The 19,084-nt window shown below is 45.7% G+C and carries 14 protein-coding genes; 10 read left to right on the forward strand and 4 right to left on the reverse strand.

Features of this window, described 5'->3' with window-relative positions; all coding sequences use genetic code 11:
* The first annotated feature begins 113 nt into the window (after window positions 1–113).
* The 8 genes from gluQRS (at window position 114) to KO537_RS10765 (ending at window position 8,211) form a co-directional block, all read left to right on the forward strand.
* On the forward strand, window positions 114–1,028 hold the full coding sequence (gene gluQRS / locus KO537_RS10730) for a tRNA glutamyl-Q(34) synthetase GluQRS (protein ID WP_173246713.1): 915 nt from the start codon (window positions 114–116) through the stop codon (window positions 1,026–1,028).
* A gap of 19 nt (window positions 1,029–1,047) precedes the next feature.
* The gene (locus tag KO537_RS10735) at window positions 1,048–2,589 is read left to right on the forward strand and encodes a polynucleotide adenylyltransferase PcnB (protein ID WP_219234459.1); all 1,542 of its coding nucleotides are present in this window, start codon (window positions 1,048–1,050) and stop codon (window positions 2,587–2,589) included.
* Window positions 2,589–3,077, forward strand: coding sequence for a 2-amino-4-hydroxy-6-hydroxymethyldihydropteridine diphosphokinase (gene folK / locus KO537_RS10740; RefSeq protein ID WP_219234460.1), 489 nt, complete (start codon window positions 2,589–2,591; stop codon window positions 3,075–3,077). Before KO537_RS10735 ends, folK begins: the two co-directional genes overlap by 1 nt.
* A 56-nt stretch (window positions 3,078–3,133) precedes the next feature.
* Window positions 3,134–3,931, forward strand: coding sequence for a 3-methyl-2-oxobutanoate hydroxymethyltransferase (panB, locus tag KO537_RS10745; RefSeq protein WP_028761774.1), 798 nt, complete (start codon window positions 3,134–3,136; stop codon window positions 3,929–3,931).
* A 24-nt stretch (window positions 3,932–3,955) separates the two neighbouring features.
* Window positions 3,956–4,801, forward strand: coding sequence for a pantoate--beta-alanine ligase (panC, locus tag KO537_RS10750; protein WP_173246722.1), 846 nt, complete (start codon window positions 3,956–3,958; stop codon window positions 4,799–4,801).
* 389 nt (window positions 4,802–5,190) lie between these two features.
* Entirely contained in the window at window positions 5,191–5,718 is a 528-nt protein-coding gene (locus KO537_RS10755) for a DUF4124 domain-containing protein (RefSeq protein ID WP_131525367.1), read from the forward strand.
* A 553-nt stretch (window positions 5,719–6,271) separates the two neighbouring features.
* On the forward strand, window positions 6,272–6,691 hold the full coding sequence (locus KO537_RS10760) for a curlin (RefSeq protein ID WP_105251518.1): 420 nt from the start codon (window positions 6,272–6,274) through the stop codon (window positions 6,689–6,691).
* 14 nt (window positions 6,692–6,705) lie between these two features.
* Complete coding sequence (locus tag KO537_RS10765; protein ID WP_173246725.1) at window positions 6,706–8,211, forward strand: curlin; 1,506 nt, start codon at window positions 6,706–6,708, stop codon at window positions 8,209–8,211.
* Window positions 8,212–8,385: 174 nt separating this feature from the next.
* On the opposite strand, the gene KO537_RS10770 is transcribed toward KO537_RS10765, so the two are convergent.
* Window positions 8,386–9,051, reverse strand: a complete 666-nt coding sequence (locus KO537_RS10770) for a LuxR C-terminal-related transcriptional regulator (RefSeq protein WP_014611267.1) — start codon at window positions 9,049–9,051, stop codon at window positions 8,386–8,388.
* Window positions 9,052–9,445: 394 nt separating this feature from the next.
* Complete coding sequence (locus tag KO537_RS10775; protein ID WP_105251516.1) at window positions 9,446–10,054, reverse strand: DUF2238 domain-containing protein; 609 nt, start codon at window positions 10,052–10,054, stop codon at window positions 9,446–9,448.
* A 154-nt stretch (window positions 10,055–10,208) separates the two neighbouring features.
* On the opposite strand from KO537_RS10775, the gene serA reads away from it, so the two are divergent.
* Window positions 10,209–11,438 (forward strand): phosphoglycerate dehydrogenase, encoded by a 1,230-nt coding sequence (gene serA, locus KO537_RS10780; RefSeq protein ID WP_105251515.1) that lies wholly within the window; start codon window positions 10,209–10,211, stop codon window positions 11,436–11,438.
* A gap of 154 nt (window positions 11,439–11,592) precedes the next feature.
* The gene (gene ygfZ, locus KO537_RS10785; RefSeq protein ID WP_173246731.1) at window positions 11,593–12,555 is read left to right on the forward strand and encodes a tRNA-modifying protein YgfZ; all 963 of its coding nucleotides are present in this window, start codon (window positions 11,593–11,595) and stop codon (window positions 12,553–12,555) included.
* Between the two features lie 88 nt (window positions 12,556–12,643).
* Here the strand turns inward: ygfZ and KO537_RS10790 are convergent, their stop codons facing one another.
* Together KO537_RS10790 and KO537_RS10795 are read right to left on the reverse strand one after the other, a co-directional pair.
* Window positions 12,644–13,660, reverse strand: a complete 1,017-nt coding sequence (locus tag KO537_RS10790; RefSeq protein WP_028759378.1) for a two-component system response regulator — start codon at window positions 13,658–13,660, stop codon at window positions 12,644–12,646.
* 48 nt (window positions 13,661–13,708) lie between these two features.
* On the reverse strand, window positions 13,709–19,039 hold the full coding sequence (locus tag KO537_RS10795) for a PAS domain S-box protein (protein ID WP_219234461.1): 5,331 nt from the start codon (window positions 19,037–19,039) through the stop codon (window positions 13,709–13,711).
* Window positions 19,040–19,084: the final 45 nt, after the last annotated feature.

Below are 19,084 nucleotides of genomic sequence, written 5' to 3' on the forward strand. Positions count from 1 at the left end.
CGACGAGCTTAAGCCAAGCTCACTCCAATTTACCCCGATTCGCTTTTCTCTTAGCATCCCTCTAAAATACATCCACTTTTACCGTCGCGACTTTAAAACGCCATCTAGTTGTTATGTCAAAGCCATTGCATTCCGATTTATCCAGCCAGCCCTATGTCGGCCGCTTTGCGCCTTCGCCTTCGGGTGCCTTGCACTTTGGCTCGCTTATCGCCGCCCTAGGCAGCTATCTGCGTGCCCGCTCGCAACAGGGTAAATGGCTAATTCGCATCGAAGATATAGACCCACCGCGGGAAGTCAAAGGCGCCGCCGATGATATCTTACGCACCTTAGAAGCCTATGGGTTTGAGTGGGATGATGTGCCTCTGTATCAAAGCCAGCGCACAGCGGCTTATCAAGCGCAAATTGACTCGCTGCTCGCCCAAGATAAAGCCTATTTCTGCCAATGTAGTCGCAAGCAAATTCAAGCCATGGGCGGCGTCTACGATGGCCGCTGCCACCGATTGCCACAAACCCAGTCTGCAAATCTTGTTAGGTCGGGTGCGGTGCGAATCGTCAACACGGCGCAAGTGCAAGAATTTGATGACAATCTAATGGGCCATATTTGCGTTGATAGCCATTTTGCCGCAGAGGATTTCATCATCAAACGCAGCGATGGCCTGTACGCCTATCAATTGGCCGTGGTGCTCGACGATGCCTATCAAGGCATCACTGAAGTGGTTCGAGGCTGCGATTTAATCGAAGCCAGTTGTCGCCAACTGAGTTTGTATCAAAGCTTTGGTTTAGCCGCACCGCAATGGCTGCACTTGCCACTCGCCTGCTTAAGTAAAGGCTTTAAGCTCTCAAAACAAAATCATGCACAGGCAATTGATACACTTAATCCACAGGCGAGCCTCAATGCGGCACTGACATTTTTAGGCCAAACCCCCGTCGAAACCCGCGGCTCTGTGGCGCAAATGCTCGCTCAAGCCGTGGATCAGTTTCAATTATCCACTATACCGCAACAATCTGAGATACTGATCGAGCCCTGATATACTCATTAGGCCGCATTTGGTATATGATAGCCGCCAGATTTTTAATCAAATAACAGATCATATTTCGAGGTGTCCCATTTTTCGCCGTATCAGCCAATTCTGCAAACAGCTATTTGAAGACGCGCCTAAAACGACCGCTCCGACTCCAGCTCAGATTGAACCAACAACACCTGAACAAAGTTCCGGTGCTTTGAGTTTAGAGTTAGTACCAAGAGATGCCCATACCATCTCGCGCAAGCAAATCAGCGAGAATGCCCTTAAGGTATTATACAGACTGAATAAATCTGGCTTTAAAGCCTATTTAGTCGGCGGCGGTGTACGCGATTTACTCTTAGGGATTGAACCGAAAGATTTCGACATAGTGACCAATGCAACACCGGAAGAAATCAAAAAATTATTCCGTAATTGCCGTGTTGTCGGTCGCCGTTTCCGCTTAGCGCACATTGTTTTCGGCCGCGATGTGATTGAAGTTGCCACCTTCCGTGGTCACCATGGCGAAAGCAATGAGAAAGTCTCGAAAGCCAATGCCGAAGGGCGTTTGCTGCGCGATAACGTCTATGGCGAAATCGATGAAGATGCCGAGCGCCGCGACTTTACCGTCAATGCCCTCTATTACGATATCAGCGATTACTCGATTCGCAGCTATGGCGGCGGTATGGCCGATCTAAAAGCGGGCACCCTAAGATTAATCGGCGATCCTGAAACCCGTTACCGTGAAGATCCTGTGCGTATGTTAAGGGCAGTGCGTTTCGCCACTAAGCTCAACATGGGTATTGAAACCGTCACAGCCGCACCGATTAAACAATTAGCGCCGCTGCTCAAAGATATTCCGGCAGCACGCATGTACGAAGAAGTGTTAAAACTCTTCTTTGCAGGCAAAGCCTTAGCCAACTTCGAATTAATGCAAGAATACAAGTTATTCGCACCGCTATTTCCGCAAGTGGCCGCTCTGCTAAAAGATGATCCTAAAGGTACGACCATGAAAATGGTGCAGGCCATCATGAAGAGCACAGATCAAAGAGTTAACGAAGATAAGCCGGTCACACCTTCGTTCTTCTATGCTGCGCTTCTCTGGTATCCACTGCGTCAACGCGCCGAAGATATTGCCGTTGAAAGTGGCCTGACGTTATACGATGCCTTCTTTGCCGCCATGGGCGATGTGATGGAGCAGCAATGCCAAACCATTAGTATTCCGCGCCGTTTTAGTACGCCGGCAAAAGACATTTGGCAGTTGCAGTTACGCTTTGATCGTAGCCAAGGCACCCGCGCCTTTAAACTGATGGAGCATCCTAAGTTTAGAGCCGCATACGATTTACTCTTACTCAGGGGCGAAGTCGAAGCGGGTAATGTCGCTAAAAGTGCCGCTTGGTGGCAACAATTTGTCGAAGCCGATGAAACAGAACGTTTAGCTATAGCGCGTAGCGGCAGTAAATCGCCAAACCGCAACCGTAATGCCACCCAACGTCGTCGCCGTCCTCGTACACCGAATGCCGATGGTTCAGCGCCGACGAGCGCACCTAAAGCGAGTGGTACACCTAAAGTTAAAACGGCTGAATAATGCCCCGCGTCTACGTCGCATTAGGCGCAAATCTTAAAGATCCCAAGGCGCAATTGGACAATGCCGTGATGGCATTGTCCGCCTTAGCCTTAGGCAATAGTCTCGTCGTTTCTCCCTATTACCATTCGACGCCCATGGGCGATGTCGTGCAACCCGATTATATTAACGCGGTGGCGAGTTTCGATACTGATCTTGCGCCATTAGCCTTACTCGATGCACTGCAGCATATTGAAAACACCCAAGGACGAGTCCGCCTAGAGCGTTGGGGGCCGAGAACCTTAGATCTCGATTTACTCTTGTATGGTAATGAGAACATTGACATTCCTAGACTCAAAGTGCCCCACTACGGCATGAAAACGCGCAGCTTTGTGCTCGTGCCTTTAGCCGCAATTGCACCGGATCTGATTCTGCCTTGCAACACTGCCATCGACAGTCTTATCGATACAAAAATGTTGGCCGAGTTACAACAACTGGGCATTGATCATTGAAGTCCGTCCTCAGTTAGCTTATAACACCACTTCTATTTGGTTTGAAGATCATCCATATGTCTAAAATTACTAGCTCAACCCTGTTGAAATACAAACAGGAAGGTAGAAAATTCACGGCACTGACAGCCTATGATGCCAGTTTTGCCAGCGCGTTCGATAGCGAAGGTGTCGATGTGCTGCTGGTCGGCGATTCTTTGGGAATGGTTCTCCAAGGCCATGACGATACCCTGCCCGTCACTACTGCAGAAATCGCTTACCATACTCGCTGTGTTCGTCGCGGTATTGAACGTGCCCTGCTGATCGCCGATATGCCCTTTATGAGTTACGCCACGCCAGAACAAGCTATGGTCAACGCCACTGAGTTAATGCAAGCTGGCGCGAACATGGTCAAGGTCGAAGGCGGCCACTGGTTACTCGAAACCGTCACTAAGCTTACCGAACGCGGTATTCCTGTGTGTGCCCACTTAGGCTTGACGCCTCAGTCGGTTCATGTGTTTGGTGGTTTTAAAGTGCAAGGCCGCGATGCCGAAAATGCCCAGCGCATCCTCGACGAAGCTAAGGCTTTAGAAGCCGCGGGTGCTCAACTATTAGTCGTAGAATGTATCCCTGCGCCTCTCGCTGCGGCGATCACTCAAGCCTTAACGATTCCAGTCATTGGAATTGGCGCAGGCGCATCGACCGACGGTCAAATCTTGGTGATGCATGATGTGTTAGGTATTTCAAGTGGTTACATTCCACGTTTCTCGAAAAACTACCTAAAACAAACCGGTGAAATTCGTTCTGCGGTACGTGCTTATATCGACGAAGTTGCCCAAGGAACTTTTCCTGGCGAAGAACACACTTTTAACAAATAACAGATTTATGCAAGGTAAGGCTCAATGATCACTAGCGCCCATATTGATGATATTCGCACTCAAGTGCGTGCATGGCGTGCCAAGGGCGAAACTGTCGCCTTTGTGCCGACCATGGGCAATCTCCATCGCGGACACATCACCTTAGTGAAAGAAGCGGCTAAACGTTGTGATCATGTGGTGGTATCGATTTTCGTCAATCCAATGCAATTTGGCCAGAACGAAGATCTCGATGCCTACCCACGCACACTCGCCGCCGACAGTGAAGCCCTCACCGCCGCTGGCGCTGAGTTGCTGTTTACCCCAACGCCAGCCGTGATGTATCCCAAGGGCTTAGCGCAACAAACCTATGTTGAAGTGCCAGGTATTTCAGATCTGCTCTGCGGCGCTAGCCGTCCGGGGCATTTTCGTGGCGTTGCGACAATCGTCTGTAAACTATTCAACATAGTACAGCCCGATGTGGCACTCTTTGGCAATAAAGACTATCAACAGCTATTAGTCATTGAAACTATGGTTGAAGACTTGTCATTACCGATTGAGATTATCGGTGTTGATACCATACGTGAGGACTCAGGTTTAGCCATGAGTTCGCGCAATGGTTATCTCACCGCCGCAGAAAAAGCCGCGGCACCAGCGTTAAAACAGGCAATAGATGCTATGGCTGCAGGGATCAAACAAGGTCAGAGTGTTGATGCTGTCACCGAGCAAGCGAAAATCAGTTTAGTGGCGGCGGGCTTTACGCCGGATTATCTGGAAATTCGTCATGCTCACACGCTTGAGAAAGCGCAGAGCCAAGACCAAACCTTAGTCATTTTGGCCGCCGCCTATATAGGTAAAGCGCGACTTATCGACAACTTAAGGTTCGATCGCTAATCTCTTAAGCGTTATCAATAAATAAAAAGGAGCAGTCGCTCCTTTTTATTTACCCAATGACCGACCAGAAGTTATTTTCTTCTTTAGAATCAATCCAAGCGCCAAAAATTTGAAGCGTCAAAAAACTGGTTTTATCCCTAAATTTACGCCATAGTATGATGCAGATGTTAATTTAAGGTAAATGATTAGCGGCAGACATTGACGAGTGAATTTGACCTTATAATGATGTATGGCTAATCCTTTAATTTATTGGGCTTAACAGCCCGTCGACCTAACAATAAACGGTTAAAAAGTCATAATAATATAAACGTCATAATCACTATTTATCATGCTTAATCAAACAATTAAATCACAATAGCTATGCAAGTGTACAAAGGATTTGTGGCCTCATGGCAAGACTGATACTCACCCTAATTTGTGTTATTTTGCCCACTGCAATACAGGCAAATACCATTTATAAATGCCGTAAAGATGACAAAATTGTCTTTAGCCAAACCGCTTGTCCGCAGGAATTTAGCCAACATAAAATCGAATACCAGTTAGGGATAACGACTGAAGTAGACTCTGATAAAAGAGACATTCCTGTCGATCCTTTACACACTCTACTGAATAGCCGAACCATTTCTAAAGAAAAATTATTGCAGTTACTCGACGGCGAGATATATCGTCTTAAGCAGGAAAATAGCTATTTTGAAATTCTGCGCGCCAGTGAATTACAGAAATTAGAACGTAAGCGTTATTGGCAAAATAAAGAGAAAACCGATCCTGAATACATTAACGAAATGGACGATATCAATACTCGCTTCAATGCGTTAACTGTGAGTAATAACAGTGCGATGCAACAACTGGAAGACCGTAAAAGCCAAATCAGTACCGAAGCATTCCATGAAGAGTTAAAAGAACCAGAAAAGCACTGATCTCGCATAAAACAGTAGTATTAATCTTTTCTCTACCCCATTAAGGAATTCAATCATAATAATGGTTAATTTTCCGCTCTCAGTAATGTCCCTTTGTTTAACCTAGAATTCATTACTGCAAGGACAAGAAGCCTCTTGTTGCACACAGGGTAAATGACATAGGTTGCTACAGTTAATTAAACTCCTCAGCAGTTTCTCGCTGGCACAAACGCATACTTTTTTATCAAGAAAATGCAAACGCGATAGTCGATGTATTTCCCTTCACTTGTTATTGCATTGTTTAAAAATCAAATACTCTCTTCACAACAAATACGACTTAACTACTAGGACAACTAGACTAGACCCCTTAAATAAAAACACGTCAATAAACATATAAAATCTATTTAATCAATACGATATAAATACAGCTATCATTTACCTTCCGTTAATCCTTTCTAGAATAAATACCCGTTTGGCCAATTGCGACATATTAACGGGACTCGTATCTTCAGGTCTGAATTTGGGATGCAAGTTGCTTTAAGCAGCCCAAGATATTTGATGCAAGGAGTCACCCGTGCCAAATACCTCTATACGCTTTTTGGTGCCGCTGATCTTGCTCTGTAGTTGTATGACTTCAGCACAAGAGCTGAATGTCAACGAGTTACCCGTAACCCTTCAGGCATTACTGGAACGTTCCGGTCGCGATAACCTTATCGAGCTGGTTCAACAAGGCACTGCCAACCAAGGATTACTGTTCCAGTCTGGCAGCGATAACAAGGCCGATGTAACACAAGTGGGCAATGATAACGATGCGCTAATCACACAGATTGGTTCAAACAATGAAGTCCAACTACTGCAAGTCGGCAGTCAAAATACGGCTTCAGTGACACAAATTGGCAATGACAATCTCGTGCAACTGAACCAACTAGGAAGCGGCAACTTTTCGATTCAACAGATTGCGGATGGTGCTGCAATCTCAATAACTCAATATTAAACAGGGAGCGTCACATGAAATCACAAGCTAAAAAATCACTTATTGCTTTGGCCATTGCAACAGGTTTAAGCGGTCAAGCTTTTGCTGCCAGTACAGTGAGCGAAATTAGCGTAGTACAGTCAGGCCAAGCCCAAGACACTTTAGTCTCACAAACGGGTGGCCTTAACGCCGCTGCGGTTGTACAAACAGGTAGAGATCAAACCGCAACCGTCATCCAAGACGGTGTGTGGCATGAAGCGGCTATTAATTCAACGGGTGATGATAACAAGGTCCAAATAACGCAACAAGTTGACTGGCATGTGGCAAGTGCAAATGTTGTAGGTGACAACAACAATGTAAATGTGTCGCAAGATGGTTTCTTTAACCAAAGCAGTAACGATGTTACTGGCAACGATAACACGGTATTCGTTAACCAATTAGGCGAAGTCAACGAAAGCCAAGTTGAAATCACTGGCGCTGAAAACAGCGTGTTTGTTGAGCAAGAAGGCGACGCAAACTTTGCAGTTTTTCGCGTTGAAGGCAGCAACAACGACGGTAAAATCACACAAATCGGTGACAACAACCAAGCAGGTTTAATCGCTCTCGACTTAACCGCTAACGTGGGTAACAACAACGACGTTTCTGTTAATCAAGCGGGTAACAATAACTTTGGTGCAGCGAAAGGTATTGCAGGTAATGACAACACAGTAGACATGGTCCAAAAAGGTGATAACCATGTTGGCTTCGTTTACGCACTGGCCGGCAGCGAAAACGATATTTCAATGGATCAAAAAGGTAACGGCAACACGGCTTATCTTGCTATGACAACGGGTGATGACAACAGTGTCGATATTACCCAAAATGGCAGCAGCAACACTATCGGTGATACTTTAGTGGCAGATATCCAAGGTGATGATAACGATATTACTATCACTCAAAAAGGCGATGTCAACGGTGCAGAGTTCCAAGTATGGGGCGATAGCAACGACGTTGACTTGAAACAAAAAGGCGATGCGAACTTCGCAACCTTTGGTGCATACGGTGCAGATAATGACTTCGATTTATCTTCTAAAGGCGATAACAACGAAATCATTGCTTTCGCTGATGGTCAAGATAACAGTATTGAAGTTAGCCAAGAAGGTGATGAGAACTTTGCTTATGTAGATGCCGTGGGTAGCGATAACGAAGTTGATGTTGAGCAAGATGGCGCTGAGAACGAAACATTGATTTCTGTTGCTGGCAACAACAATGCCGATGTCAGCGCACTTCAAAGTGGCGATCTTAACGTTATTGACCTGATTATTGAAGGTGATGAAAACACCGCGCAAATTACTCAATCAGGTAACGGTAACTGGGTAGGCGGCGATAGCGACACTTCATTTGCTTCAAATTCATTTGGCGTTAGCGGTGACAATAACAGCCTGTCAATCACTCAAACGGGTAATGACAACTTAGTGTTAGGTTCTCAAGCGGGCACTAACAACAGCATCAACGTGAACCAATCAGGCAATATGAACGTTGCCACTTTAGTGCAATACTAGTCAATACTGTTAAACCACCACAGCTAAACTCTTTGGTGGTGGTTTATAAAAAGGGTGTTAAACAAAAAGCGGGAATGTTTAAATAAACATTCCCGCTTTTCTATGTTGATATGCTAGTAATCATTAACATTAACCACTCACAGCGAAAAGCTAACGACCAATATCTTTAACTGACTAACTGCACAACTCAAAGTGAGTTTGATAGGTTTGCGCCCAACGTAAAAGCTCAACCCGATTACGAGACTGGGTCTTGCGGAAAATAGAAGAAATATGCGCCTTCACTGTATGTTCGCTGATACATAACCTATGAGCGATTTCTTTATTTCTCGCACCACTCGATACGAATTGAATGATAGTGCGTTCACGGGATGTCAGCATCTGCAGCATAGCCACAGTATCAGAGGGCATTTCATTATTACCTTCTAACTTTTGTACGACACGGCGGAACATTTTGCTTAGCAAAGTTCTATCGTACCAAAGTTCCTCTGCCACCATTTTACGTAAACCCGTTAACATCAGATCCATACGTTGATCGGCAAATAAAATACCTCGAATGCCGAGCAACATTGCAGATTCTTGGTCTAAGGAGTCTCGCTCAACTTGATACAGCGCCACAGGAAAATGTGACACTAATCGCGAAGCTAACAGAGGTATCCCTTTGTTATCTAATGCTGAACCTTTTTGGGTGATCAGATAAAAACTACGGCGACTCTTGTCTAAATCCAGTTCTGCCGCATGCTTTACTATACGCGTTTTCAAACCTATGGATTCAGCGAGTAACGCTAAATGACATGGCGCGGCCATTTGGTGTAAAAAAACCAATTCATTAATTGTGCTCAATGACTCTCCTCCCTGAAAAGTATTCTCTATTGCAAAATGGTATGTTTGACTCGTCTTTTTAGTTAGATTTTTCAACATTCCATTAACCTAGTTAATTCTGACTAGTTAACGATTGAAAAACATCACCCAAATGTACTATTCCCTGTTTAATGCTAGTAGGTTCGACTAACTCACCACAATAAAATGGAATAACAGTCAAAAATACCGTTTTACTTGGCCAACGCCCAGCACCTAATACTTTCCAACTATGACGTTATCAATCCAAAGTTGCAACACAAAGAAAACACAATAACAACACTAAAGTATGACAACTCAATGTCATCACACTCACACCATATATTTCAGGGAAGAAAGTCTTACAACTCAAACAGAGAGCATCACCCACTTTTAGCCGCTAAATCCTCTGCTTGAGTCTCGCGATTTGTTTATCTTGAAAACGAGACAGTAAAGCTAACGCGACAATTGCACCAATGAGGGCAAGAAACATGTCAGATTGGGTATCCCATACATAGCCTTGAGTCCCTAAAAAGGCTTCCGCCCCTTCGCCGGTTGCCACGGCAACCCACCATTCGATCAGTTCATAAAACGCCGAAAAAGCGAGCACAAAACAAGTGGCAAGAAACGCGCACCAAGCCCCAGGTTTGACAGCTTGATTACGCAACATAATTTCACGGGCGAGCATGGCTGGGATAAAACCTTGCGCAAAATGACCTACTTTATCGTAATTATTACGTTCTGAACCCATCCAATCGGCAATCGTGTCGAATAACGGCACTTCAGCGTAAGTATAATGAGCGCCTACAAACAACACACAGCAGTGTATTAAGACGAGAAAATATACTAAAGGTGTCAGTGGAAAACGTTTACGAGTAAAGAATAAAATCGGTACAGCAATCAATGCAGGCAAGGCTTCGAGCCACCATGTGAAAGGATCTGCGGGTTTTATCGCCGACCACACCAAAACTGAGAGGTAAATACCGCACCATGCGATTTTGTTATTCAATGTTTCTTCCTCTTATGCGATATTGTTCTAAATTTAGAATATTAACTTTAGCCATCTAGCCCTCCACACTGAGCAAAAAAAGTGCTACTTTGGTGGGTGAAGGTTGTGAGCATATCATAAGAAACATTTCTATTAATTAGAGGGTACCCATATCATGGCGAAACATTCGCTGGACAAGGATAAGATCAAGATCCTGCTGTTGGAAGGCGTCCACCAATCTGCGGTCGATGTATTTGAACGTGCGGGATACACCAATATCGAATACCACAAAGCTTCCTTAAGCGATGAAGCCTTACTTGAGTCCATTAAAGATGCGCATTTTGTGGGACTTCGTTCGCGTACCCAATTAACTGCAGAGGTGCTGAAACGTGCCGAGAAGTTAATCGCGATAGGATGTTTCTGTATTGGAACCAACCAAGTTGACCTTGCCACCGCCGAATCCCTTGGTATCCCAGTATTTAACGCTCCCTTCTCAAACACTCGCAGTGTTGCAGAACTCGTGATTGGCGAAATCATTATGTTGATGCGGGGTATCCCTGAACGCAACGCTATCGCTCACCGTGGCGGCTGGATGAAAACCGCAGCGGGCAGCTATGAAGTGCGTGGTAAAACCTTAGGTGTGATTGGTTACGGCCATATTGGTACTCAACTTGGCATTCTGGCGGAAACCTTAGGTATGCGCGTCGTGTTCTTCGATATCGAAGACAAACTGCCACTAGGTAACGCACAACAAGTCCATTCGTTGGAACTCCTATTAGCACAAGCTGATGTAGTAAGCTTACATGTCCCTGAAACTCCACAAACAAAAGACATGATAGGCGCTGCCGAGTTTGCAGCAATGAAAAAGGGCAGCATCTTTATCAACGCATCACGCGGTACTGTAGTCGATATTGAAGCTTTAACCGTTGCGTTAAAAGAACGTCACCTCGCAGGTGCCGCAATCGATGTATTCCCCGTTGAACCACAATCGAATGACGATGAATTTATCAGTCCTCTACGCGGTTTAGACAATGTTCTCCTCACGCCGCACGTCGGCGGTAGCACGGCCGAAGCCCAAGAAAACATTGGTATCGAAGTCGCGGGTAAGCTCGCTAAATACTCAGACAACGGCTCAACCGTTTCTGCGGTTAACTTCCCTGAAGTGTCATTACCAACACATAAAGGCACCTCGCGCTTGCTGCATATTCACCAAAACCGTCCGGGCGTGTTGATCAAGATCAACCAAGCCTTCTCGGAAAAAGGCATCAACATCGCCGCCCAATATTTGCAGACCACCGCAGAAATTGGTTATGTCGTGATGGAAGTCGACACAACTCAAGCGGAAGAAGCCTTAGTTGAACTCAAAGCCATTGAAGGTACATTACGTACCCGCGTGCTGTTTTAAACTTTAAACTCCACTCGCTTTAAGCCTATCGACTAAAGCACACATAATAAGGCGCACAGATCATTCACAGATATGTGCGCCTTATGCTTTTGAGCCAACTGGAATTCCGTTACAATCTAGCCTCTCACATCGTCTTCATTTTCAGGATCTCGCTATGACTATTTCAGTTTCTACGCCCCATTGGGATCTGGACGCTACCTTGCCTCCACTTATGCTTGCCAACTTATCTCATTTGGGCCTCATCAAAGTCGTTGGAGAACAAGGCCGCAGTTTTATCCATGGCCAAGTGACCACAGATATCAGCTCATTGGCCACGGATCAATGGCGCTGGGGCGCGCATTGCGATCCTAAAGGTAAAATGCTGGCCAGTTTCAGAACCTTTGCCATTCAAGATGCACTCTTTATGTTGATGCCAAAGGATGCCATCGAAGTCGATTTACCCCAGTTACAAAAATATGCCGTGTTTAGTAAAGCCACCCTAAGCAATGCATCCGCTGAATGGACTCTGCTCGGGGTTGCCGGTGAACAGGCAAGCCAATTCGTGAACAAACATTTTGGTGACATTCAGCAAGAGCTCACACTCATTGAAAATGGTGCGATTTTAAAAGACGCTGAACGTTTTATTTTAGTATTAACACCAGATGCCGCAGCAGCTTTAGTTGCGCAATCGGAACTGAGTGTATTTGACGCCAGTGCATGGCAAGCGTTAGAGATTGCAGCGGGTTACCCCAATCTTGCCGCCAGCCATGCCAGCCAGTACGTACCGCAGATGTGTAATCTACAAGCGGTTAACGGTATCAGCTTCAATAAGGGCTGTTACATGGGACAAGAAACCATAGCGCGAATGAAATATCGTGGTGGTAATAAACGCGCCCTGTATATTTTGCGCGGTCACACCAATCTTCAAATCACCCTAGCATCAGGCCTCGAAATCGCGATGGAAGACAGTTTTCGCCGTGGCGGTCAAATCATTGAGTTTGTGCAGCGTGGCAATCAAGTCTTGTTAACCGCCGTACTTCCTAATGACACGGCTAATGATACTCAGCTACGTTTTGCCGACGATGAACAATCACATTTAACGATCCAAGCACTGCCCTACTCATTAGATGAAGCGTAATGCTTTGATTTAATATAATTAGTATAAAATATTGAAGCAGAATAAAGGCGCCAATGGCGCCTTTATCTTAGTCAATGCACTTCGAGCATCAATTTTCTAAATAAGTATCTCGAATGGCAATTGCTTCTGGCAGGATTTGCTTGAACTCCTCCACCAGCTTAGGATCGAAATGTTTTCCCGCTTGATTTTCAAATAGCTCCATAGTTGCTTCAATCGTCCAAGCCTGCTTGTAAGGCCGTTGCGAAGTCAGCGCATCGAACACATCCGCAATCGCGGTGATACGCCCTTCAAGGGGAATTTCTTCGCCTACCAAGCCATTGGGGTAACCTGAACCATCCCACTTCTCATGGTGAGTTAAGGCGATACGACGGGCCATTTGCAATAACGGATCGCTATGTTCACCAATAATTTCTGCACCTATGGCGGCGTGCTGCTGCATAATTTCCCATTCCTGCGCATCAAGTTTCCCTGGCTTTTTCAGCACTGCATCGGGCGTACCGATTTTACCAATATCGTGCATAGGCGCCGCATTAAAAATCAAGTCACAAAAGGTCGTCGGTAAGCCGAGCTTTATCGCTAATATGCGGGCGTAATGGCTCATACGCACAACATGTAGACCCGTCTCGTTGTCCTTGTATTCAGCGGCACGGCCAAGACGACGGATAATCTCGAAACGGGTTTCTTCTAATTCGTGGGTACGAACTTTAACTTGTTGTTCGAGTAGACGTTTTTGATCATAAAGCGCAAGATGCGTTTTAACCCGCGCTTTAACGACAGGCGCACTTACGGGCTTAGTAATGTAATCCACCGCGCCCAATGCAAAACCTTGGGCTTCATCAGCAATTTCAGATAAGGCGGTCACGAAGATCACCGGAATATGGCTGGTCAGCGGCTCTTGCTTTAGCAGCTTGCAGACTTCATAGCCATTCATACCTGGCATCATGACATCGAGTAAAATCAAGTCAGGCCGCGATTTTGTCACTAACGCTAACGCCCTCGGGCCATCGATCGCCACTTTGACTTTGTAATCATCACCTAAAATACCAATCAAAATATCGATATTCTCAGGTGTGTCATCGACGACTAATATTGTTGCTTTTTCCATTAACAACTCCACTCAATGTCACGCATTATAAATTCGCGCTACCGCTTTCTATCCTAACTGTGTAATCACATCGTCAATTAAGTCGATTGCCTCATCAAACTGATACTGGTTAATCATAGATAAAGCGGGGCTTAATGTTTGCCACATCGCACTACTCACCTTCGGCTTTAACGCATCAATTTTTGCCACTGCGCTGGCATCGGCATCATCTAAGTTCTGCCGCAAGGCCTGTAATGCCGCCCTTAAATCTTCAGCAGATAATAAATCAACGGCTTGAGGTTCGGCTTGATTCACCGCTGCTGGTTTGGCGTGTTCAATCGCATCGCAGATAGAGGACACTAGCGGTTGAATTTGAACCAATTCATCTTCATAGGGCACTTTCTCTGTTAAATGCAACTCAAGCAAACGCGCTAATTCCACCAACTTTGCCGAACTTAAATTACCCGCTAAGCCTTTAAGGGTGTGGGCGATACGCACCGCATCTTCGACTTGATTCGCCGCAATCGCTTTGCGAACCTGCTCCACCACATTACGTTGACTGCTCACAAAACGATCAAAGATTCGTTGATAAAGACGCGTCGAATGCTGCACCAGTTGCAAACCTCTATCGATATCCAGCTCAGGGTGTTCTGGCCACTTGAGCAATACCGTTTGATCAGCGCCATTGCTGACTTCACCCTGTGCGCTGGACGAAGTTAACCGAGTTGAGGCTTCCGCCCTTATCGCAGCAGAAATTCCAGAAGATCCGAGGTATTTCAATAGGGTTTGATAGAGCACATTCACTTCTATGGGCTTGGCAATATGGTCATTCATCCCAGCCCGAAGACACATATCTCTATCACCAGCCATCGCATTCGCAGTCATAGCGACGACAGGTAAATTTGCCAACTCAGGCCTTTTCCTTATCGCTTTAGTGGCTTGATAACCATCCATCACCGGCATTTGACAGTCCATTAACACTAGATCGAAATGCTGTTGGGATAGCTTATCTAAGGCAATTTGTCCATTGGTCGCTATGGATAAAATAATCCCCACTTGCTCTAAAAACTCGCTGGCGACTTCGAGATTCATCTCGTTATCTTCCACTAATAAGATACGCTTCCCTTGAAGTGGTAATAATAACTGCGGCGCCAGGTCTTCGGTACGGCGTCTGACTGGCAATATGCCTTCACGGCCAATCGCATTCATTATGCCATCGAGCATGCGTGAGGCGCTGATGGGTTTACTGATGTACCCCGCCAGTGCTAATTGCTCAATTTGAGTGATAAATTCATGATTCGCATGGGCGGATACCATAAAGATCTTAGGCTGAGACTTAGCCTGTAGTTGGATCTGACGGGCGGTTTCTAACCCGTCCATACTGGGCATTTTCCAATCGATTAATGCCACTTCATAGGTCTGCAGTAAACAGCGGCTTATTGCTTCTTCACCTGAACGAACCGTATCGACTCTAAAGCCCATACTTTCGAGCGTTGTACGCATTATGTCCCTAGCGGTCGCGTTATCATCTACCACCAGCACAGACATGCCCTCAAGCTCTTGCTCAAGCACTAATTTTTGGCCCTCGGAAATTTGTAACTTCACAGTGAAATAGAAGGTGCTGCCATGACCAAATTGACTTTCGACACCAATATTGCCCCCCATGAGTTCAACGAGTTGCTTGCAAATAGCCAAGCCTAAGCCTGTACCACCGTATTTACGGGTGGTTGAAGTATCCGCTTGGGTAAAGGATTTAAATAATTTTGCTTGCTGCTGCTCAGTTAAGCCTATGCCGCTATCACGCACACTAAAACGCAGCACGACATCATCATCTTGCTGTTCAACAAGATTTAACGACAGTAATACTTCACCCCGCTCGGTGAATTTAATGGCGTTATTCATCAAGTTAATCAACACTTGACCTAAGCGTAGCGAATCACCATATAAATAACGCGGCACGTTAGGGGCGACTGCAAATAACAATTCAATCTGCTTGTGGGCGGCTTTTTCAGAGAACATATCGCTGAGATCTTCTAGCATAGTATCGAGCTGAAATGGCACTGAATCTATGTCGAGCTTACCCGCTTCAATCTTAGAGAAATCCAGAATGTCATTGATAATAGACAGTAAAGACTGCGATGCCCGCTCAATCTTCTCCACATAGTTTTTCTGTTTTTTATCTAATTCGGTCTGTAAGCACAGCTGCGACATGCCGATAATGGCGTTCATCGGGGTGCGTATTTCGTGGGACATATTCGCCAAGAAGTCACCCTTGGCTTTACTGGCGGCATCAGCTTGCTCTTTGGCAAGTAACAGTTCATCGGAGAGCAATTTAAGCTCTGTCATATCGACCATACTGATCACAGCCGATTCAAATTGTCCTTGGGCATCTAACAATGCCGACACATTGACCGTCATCCATAAAGGCGCACCGGAAGGACGAATAAAACTCCTCTCGCCACGATAATGGTCAATTTTGCCACCGACCAATTCCTTAAATTGCGCCTTGGCAATATGCTTATCTTGCGCGCTAAGGACCTCAAAAATTGCGGTATTGCGTAAACTCTCCCGTGACCGCGCCATATCGGCACAGAATTGGTCATTACAATCTAAGATAACGCCTTTAACATCCACATTGACGATACCAATGGTCGCACCATCGAACAGTGCCTTAAAGTGCGCTTCACTGAGGGCTAACTCTTGTTCTATGCTCTTGCGTTGGGTAATGTCCATTACATACCCATTCCAAGTAATAGCGCCATCCTCCTCTATATGGCCGCTCGCACCCGCTTCCATCCAACGTATGCTGCCATTGGGATGGCGATAACGAAACTCGCGGATCCATTGAAACCTATCTTCACTCTTACCCGAAAGTGCTCGCACGACATCCGGCCTTTCGTCATCAAAAATCCGCTCAGCGATGGTGTCAAAATTACTAATAAGATCATCACGATGTAGCCCCAGCATTTTCATTGCCGCACCAGAGAGAAAGGTAAATCTGCGATCAGTAGGCGAGTGCCATAACAATTGGTACACGGTACAAGGAATAGACTCTGTAATATTGGTCAATTGCAGGCGCGAAGCCTCCAACTGCCCTATAGCAAGCTTACTCTCTGTGATGTCATCAATACTGCCGTCGAACCAAAGTGGAACGCCCTCTTCGGTATAACTTGCCTTACCTTTCTCATGCACCCAGCGCACACTGCCATCGCGATGGCGGATACGATATTCCACTTCAAAGGTTTCTTGCTGCGCGAGTGCCCTATCAATATGCAAATGACATGTAGGCCGATCCTCTTCTAAAATCAGCGAAGCAAAGGTACGTTGGCGATTTTCAATAAACTGACTCGCTGCATAACCCGTAATCTCAGCAATATTGTCACTGATATATTCCATGAACCATATATCCGCGATACGAGTCCGATAAACGGCGCCGGGAATATTAGTCACTAAGCCACGAAAACGCTGTTCGCTATCACGGATCTTCTGCTCAACGGCCAGTTTTTGTGTCATATCGCGTATTGAAGCCGCCACTTGCCTTTGTCCATCAAAGGCAGGGGGAAGAATACTCAGCGCTATTTCCGCAATAAATTCATTACCATCGGCTTTTAACGCCCGTACATGACGGGCATTTGCCATGCCTCTATCGCGGCCTTCGCGCAGGAATGTTTGCCGCTCAAGTACATGCCCGTTTCCTAACTCTTGCGGCAATAACGCCTCAACCTGCAAACCCAGCATAGCGCCCGTTTCGTATCCAAAGAGCTGCTGACAGCGACTGTTAGTAAAGACGATTTTCCCAAGTTCGTCGACGATGAGCATGGCCTCTGGAGCGGCTTCTAGTACGGCATTTGACCAGACTGCCGCTGAAAACTGCTCAGTAACATCGGTAAATAACATCTCCACCGACATTAACTCACCCGTATCTGATAATAACGGCTGCATAAACACATCGAGCCTTCTTAAATGCCCTTTTTCATCCAGCATTTCAACTTGATGCGAAGGCACATTTTGGCCCTTTAAGGCCAAATCGGTATATTCCCAGTTCTTCTCATTGAGGGGATTAGCCGAGAAGAGCCTTTGATATTTGCGCTTGAGTAAATCAGGGGTAATCCCCAACACCTTAGTTACCCCCTCACTAACCTGGGCGAGTTGACCATTGGGTTCAAGGGAACAGTAGAAAGACTTTTCACTCATGCCATCAATTAGGCGCGCAAAGCGATTACCGCGGGAATCAAGAATGGCTTGTTCACGTTCTGCGAGTAATTCCGCCATTTGATTGAAGGTAGTACTCAGCGTCACAATTTCACTCACGGCACCTTTAGGTACAATGAGCTGCTGAGTTTTACCCTGTCCAAAGGACAAGATACCCGACTCGAGTAGCTCTAGCGGCCGAGTTAACCGTTTCGCCGCGAGATAACAGGTCAGCAATAATAAGAGGGTTAATAAACTTAAATTGAGGATGATGGATGCTAGATCATCAAGCAGGGAGTTGAATAAATCTTGTTCTGGCGCTAATACAATCACACGCCACTTTAATTGCGGTACAGTCGCAATACTCGCAAGATAAACAACATCTTGGTTATCAACAAACCTTGTTTGACCATCAAGCCTTTTATCCTGTAGCGTCCAAAAATCGGCATTTTTATTTTTATTCTTATCGAGCCACTGGGCTGAAGTCGTTGCCAGCACTTTTTCTTTATCTATATGATAAATAAGCCGCCCTTGATCGTCTAAAACCACCAGACGATTTGGTGCAATCCCCAATTGTTTTGGCAATCCATCTAAGGCTAAATCAACCGTGGCGACTCCAAAATAATTGCCTACCTCACCAAAAGGAGCCGAATAGGTCAACATCAGAATATTCCCAGCCCCCTCATCAAAATATGCCTTTGACCAATAACCGTTCGCTTGATTGATAGCCTTACTCCACCAATCCCAAGTGCCATCGGTATAGTCGTAGCCTTCAGCACCAATATCGAGGTAGTGTAAATCGTTACCACCACTTGTATCGCGGTAAACATAGGGGGAAAAGAGCTTTCGATTGGGGAAGGTATTAGGTTTAAACGCGACTGCGGAGCCAAAAAAATCAGGGTTACGTTTGACTCGATTCATCAAGACACTTTTAACACTCTCAGTGTCATTCATGTCTTCTTTACTTGACAAAAAACCAATAAAATCAGCAAGGCCTTGGGTGTTGGCCTGCGCATGTTCGAGCAGAAACTGCAGACGAGAAGCCGAATGACTCGCCTCTTGTGTCAGGCTATGGTAAAGCCGATTCTCTGAGGAGATATAACTAAACCAAGCGTTTACACCATAGACACTCGCCATAATTAAAATGAGAGGCAAGGCTATGTGGGATAAAATTCTACTGCGAAAAGTACGAAGTTTACTTTTTTCCATGGTGTCGCCCTAAAGCCCTCGATTTTATAAGCACTGCATTTAAAA

The sequence above is a fragment of the Shewanella sp. NKUCC01_JLK genome, from assembly GCF_019345615.1.
Lineage (GTDB): Bacteria > Pseudomonadota > Gammaproteobacteria > Enterobacterales > Shewanellaceae > Shewanella > Shewanella oncorhynchi.

Coding starts and splice junctions, on each gene's coding strand:
- panC (WP_173246722.1), top strand. CDS start 3,956: ATGATCACTAGCGCCCATATTGATGATATTCGCACTCAAGTGCGTGCA.
- ygfZ (WP_173246731.1), top strand. CDS start 11,593: ATGACTATTTCAGTTTCTACGCCCCATTGGGATCTGGACGCTACCTTG.
- gluQRS (WP_173246713.1), top strand. CDS start 114: ATGTCAAAGCCATTGCATTCCGATTTATCCAGCCAGCCCTATGTCGGC.
- serA (WP_105251515.1), top strand. CDS start 10,209: ATGGCGAAACATTCGCTGGACAAGGATAAGATCAAGATCCTGCTGTTG.
- KO537_RS10790 (WP_028759378.1), bottom strand. CDS start 13,660: ATGGAAAAAGCAACAATATTAGTCGTCGATGACACACCTGAGAATATC.
- panB (WP_028761774.1), top strand. CDS start 3,134: ATGTCTAAAATTACTAGCTCAACCCTGTTGAAATACAAACAGGAAGGT.
- KO537_RS10765 (WP_173246725.1), top strand. CDS start 6,706: ATGAAATCACAAGCTAAAAAATCACTTATTGCTTTGGCCATTGCAACA.
- KO537_RS10795 (WP_219234461.1), bottom strand. CDS start 19,039: ATGGAAAAAAGTAAACTTCGTACTTTTCGCAGTAGAATTTTATCCCAC.
- KO537_RS10755 (WP_131525367.1), top strand. CDS start 5,191: ATGGCAAGACTGATACTCACCCTAATTTGTGTTATTTTGCCCACTGCA.
- folK (WP_219234460.1), top strand. CDS start 2,589: ATGCCCCGCGTCTACGTCGCATTAGGCGCAAATCTTAAAGATCCCAAG.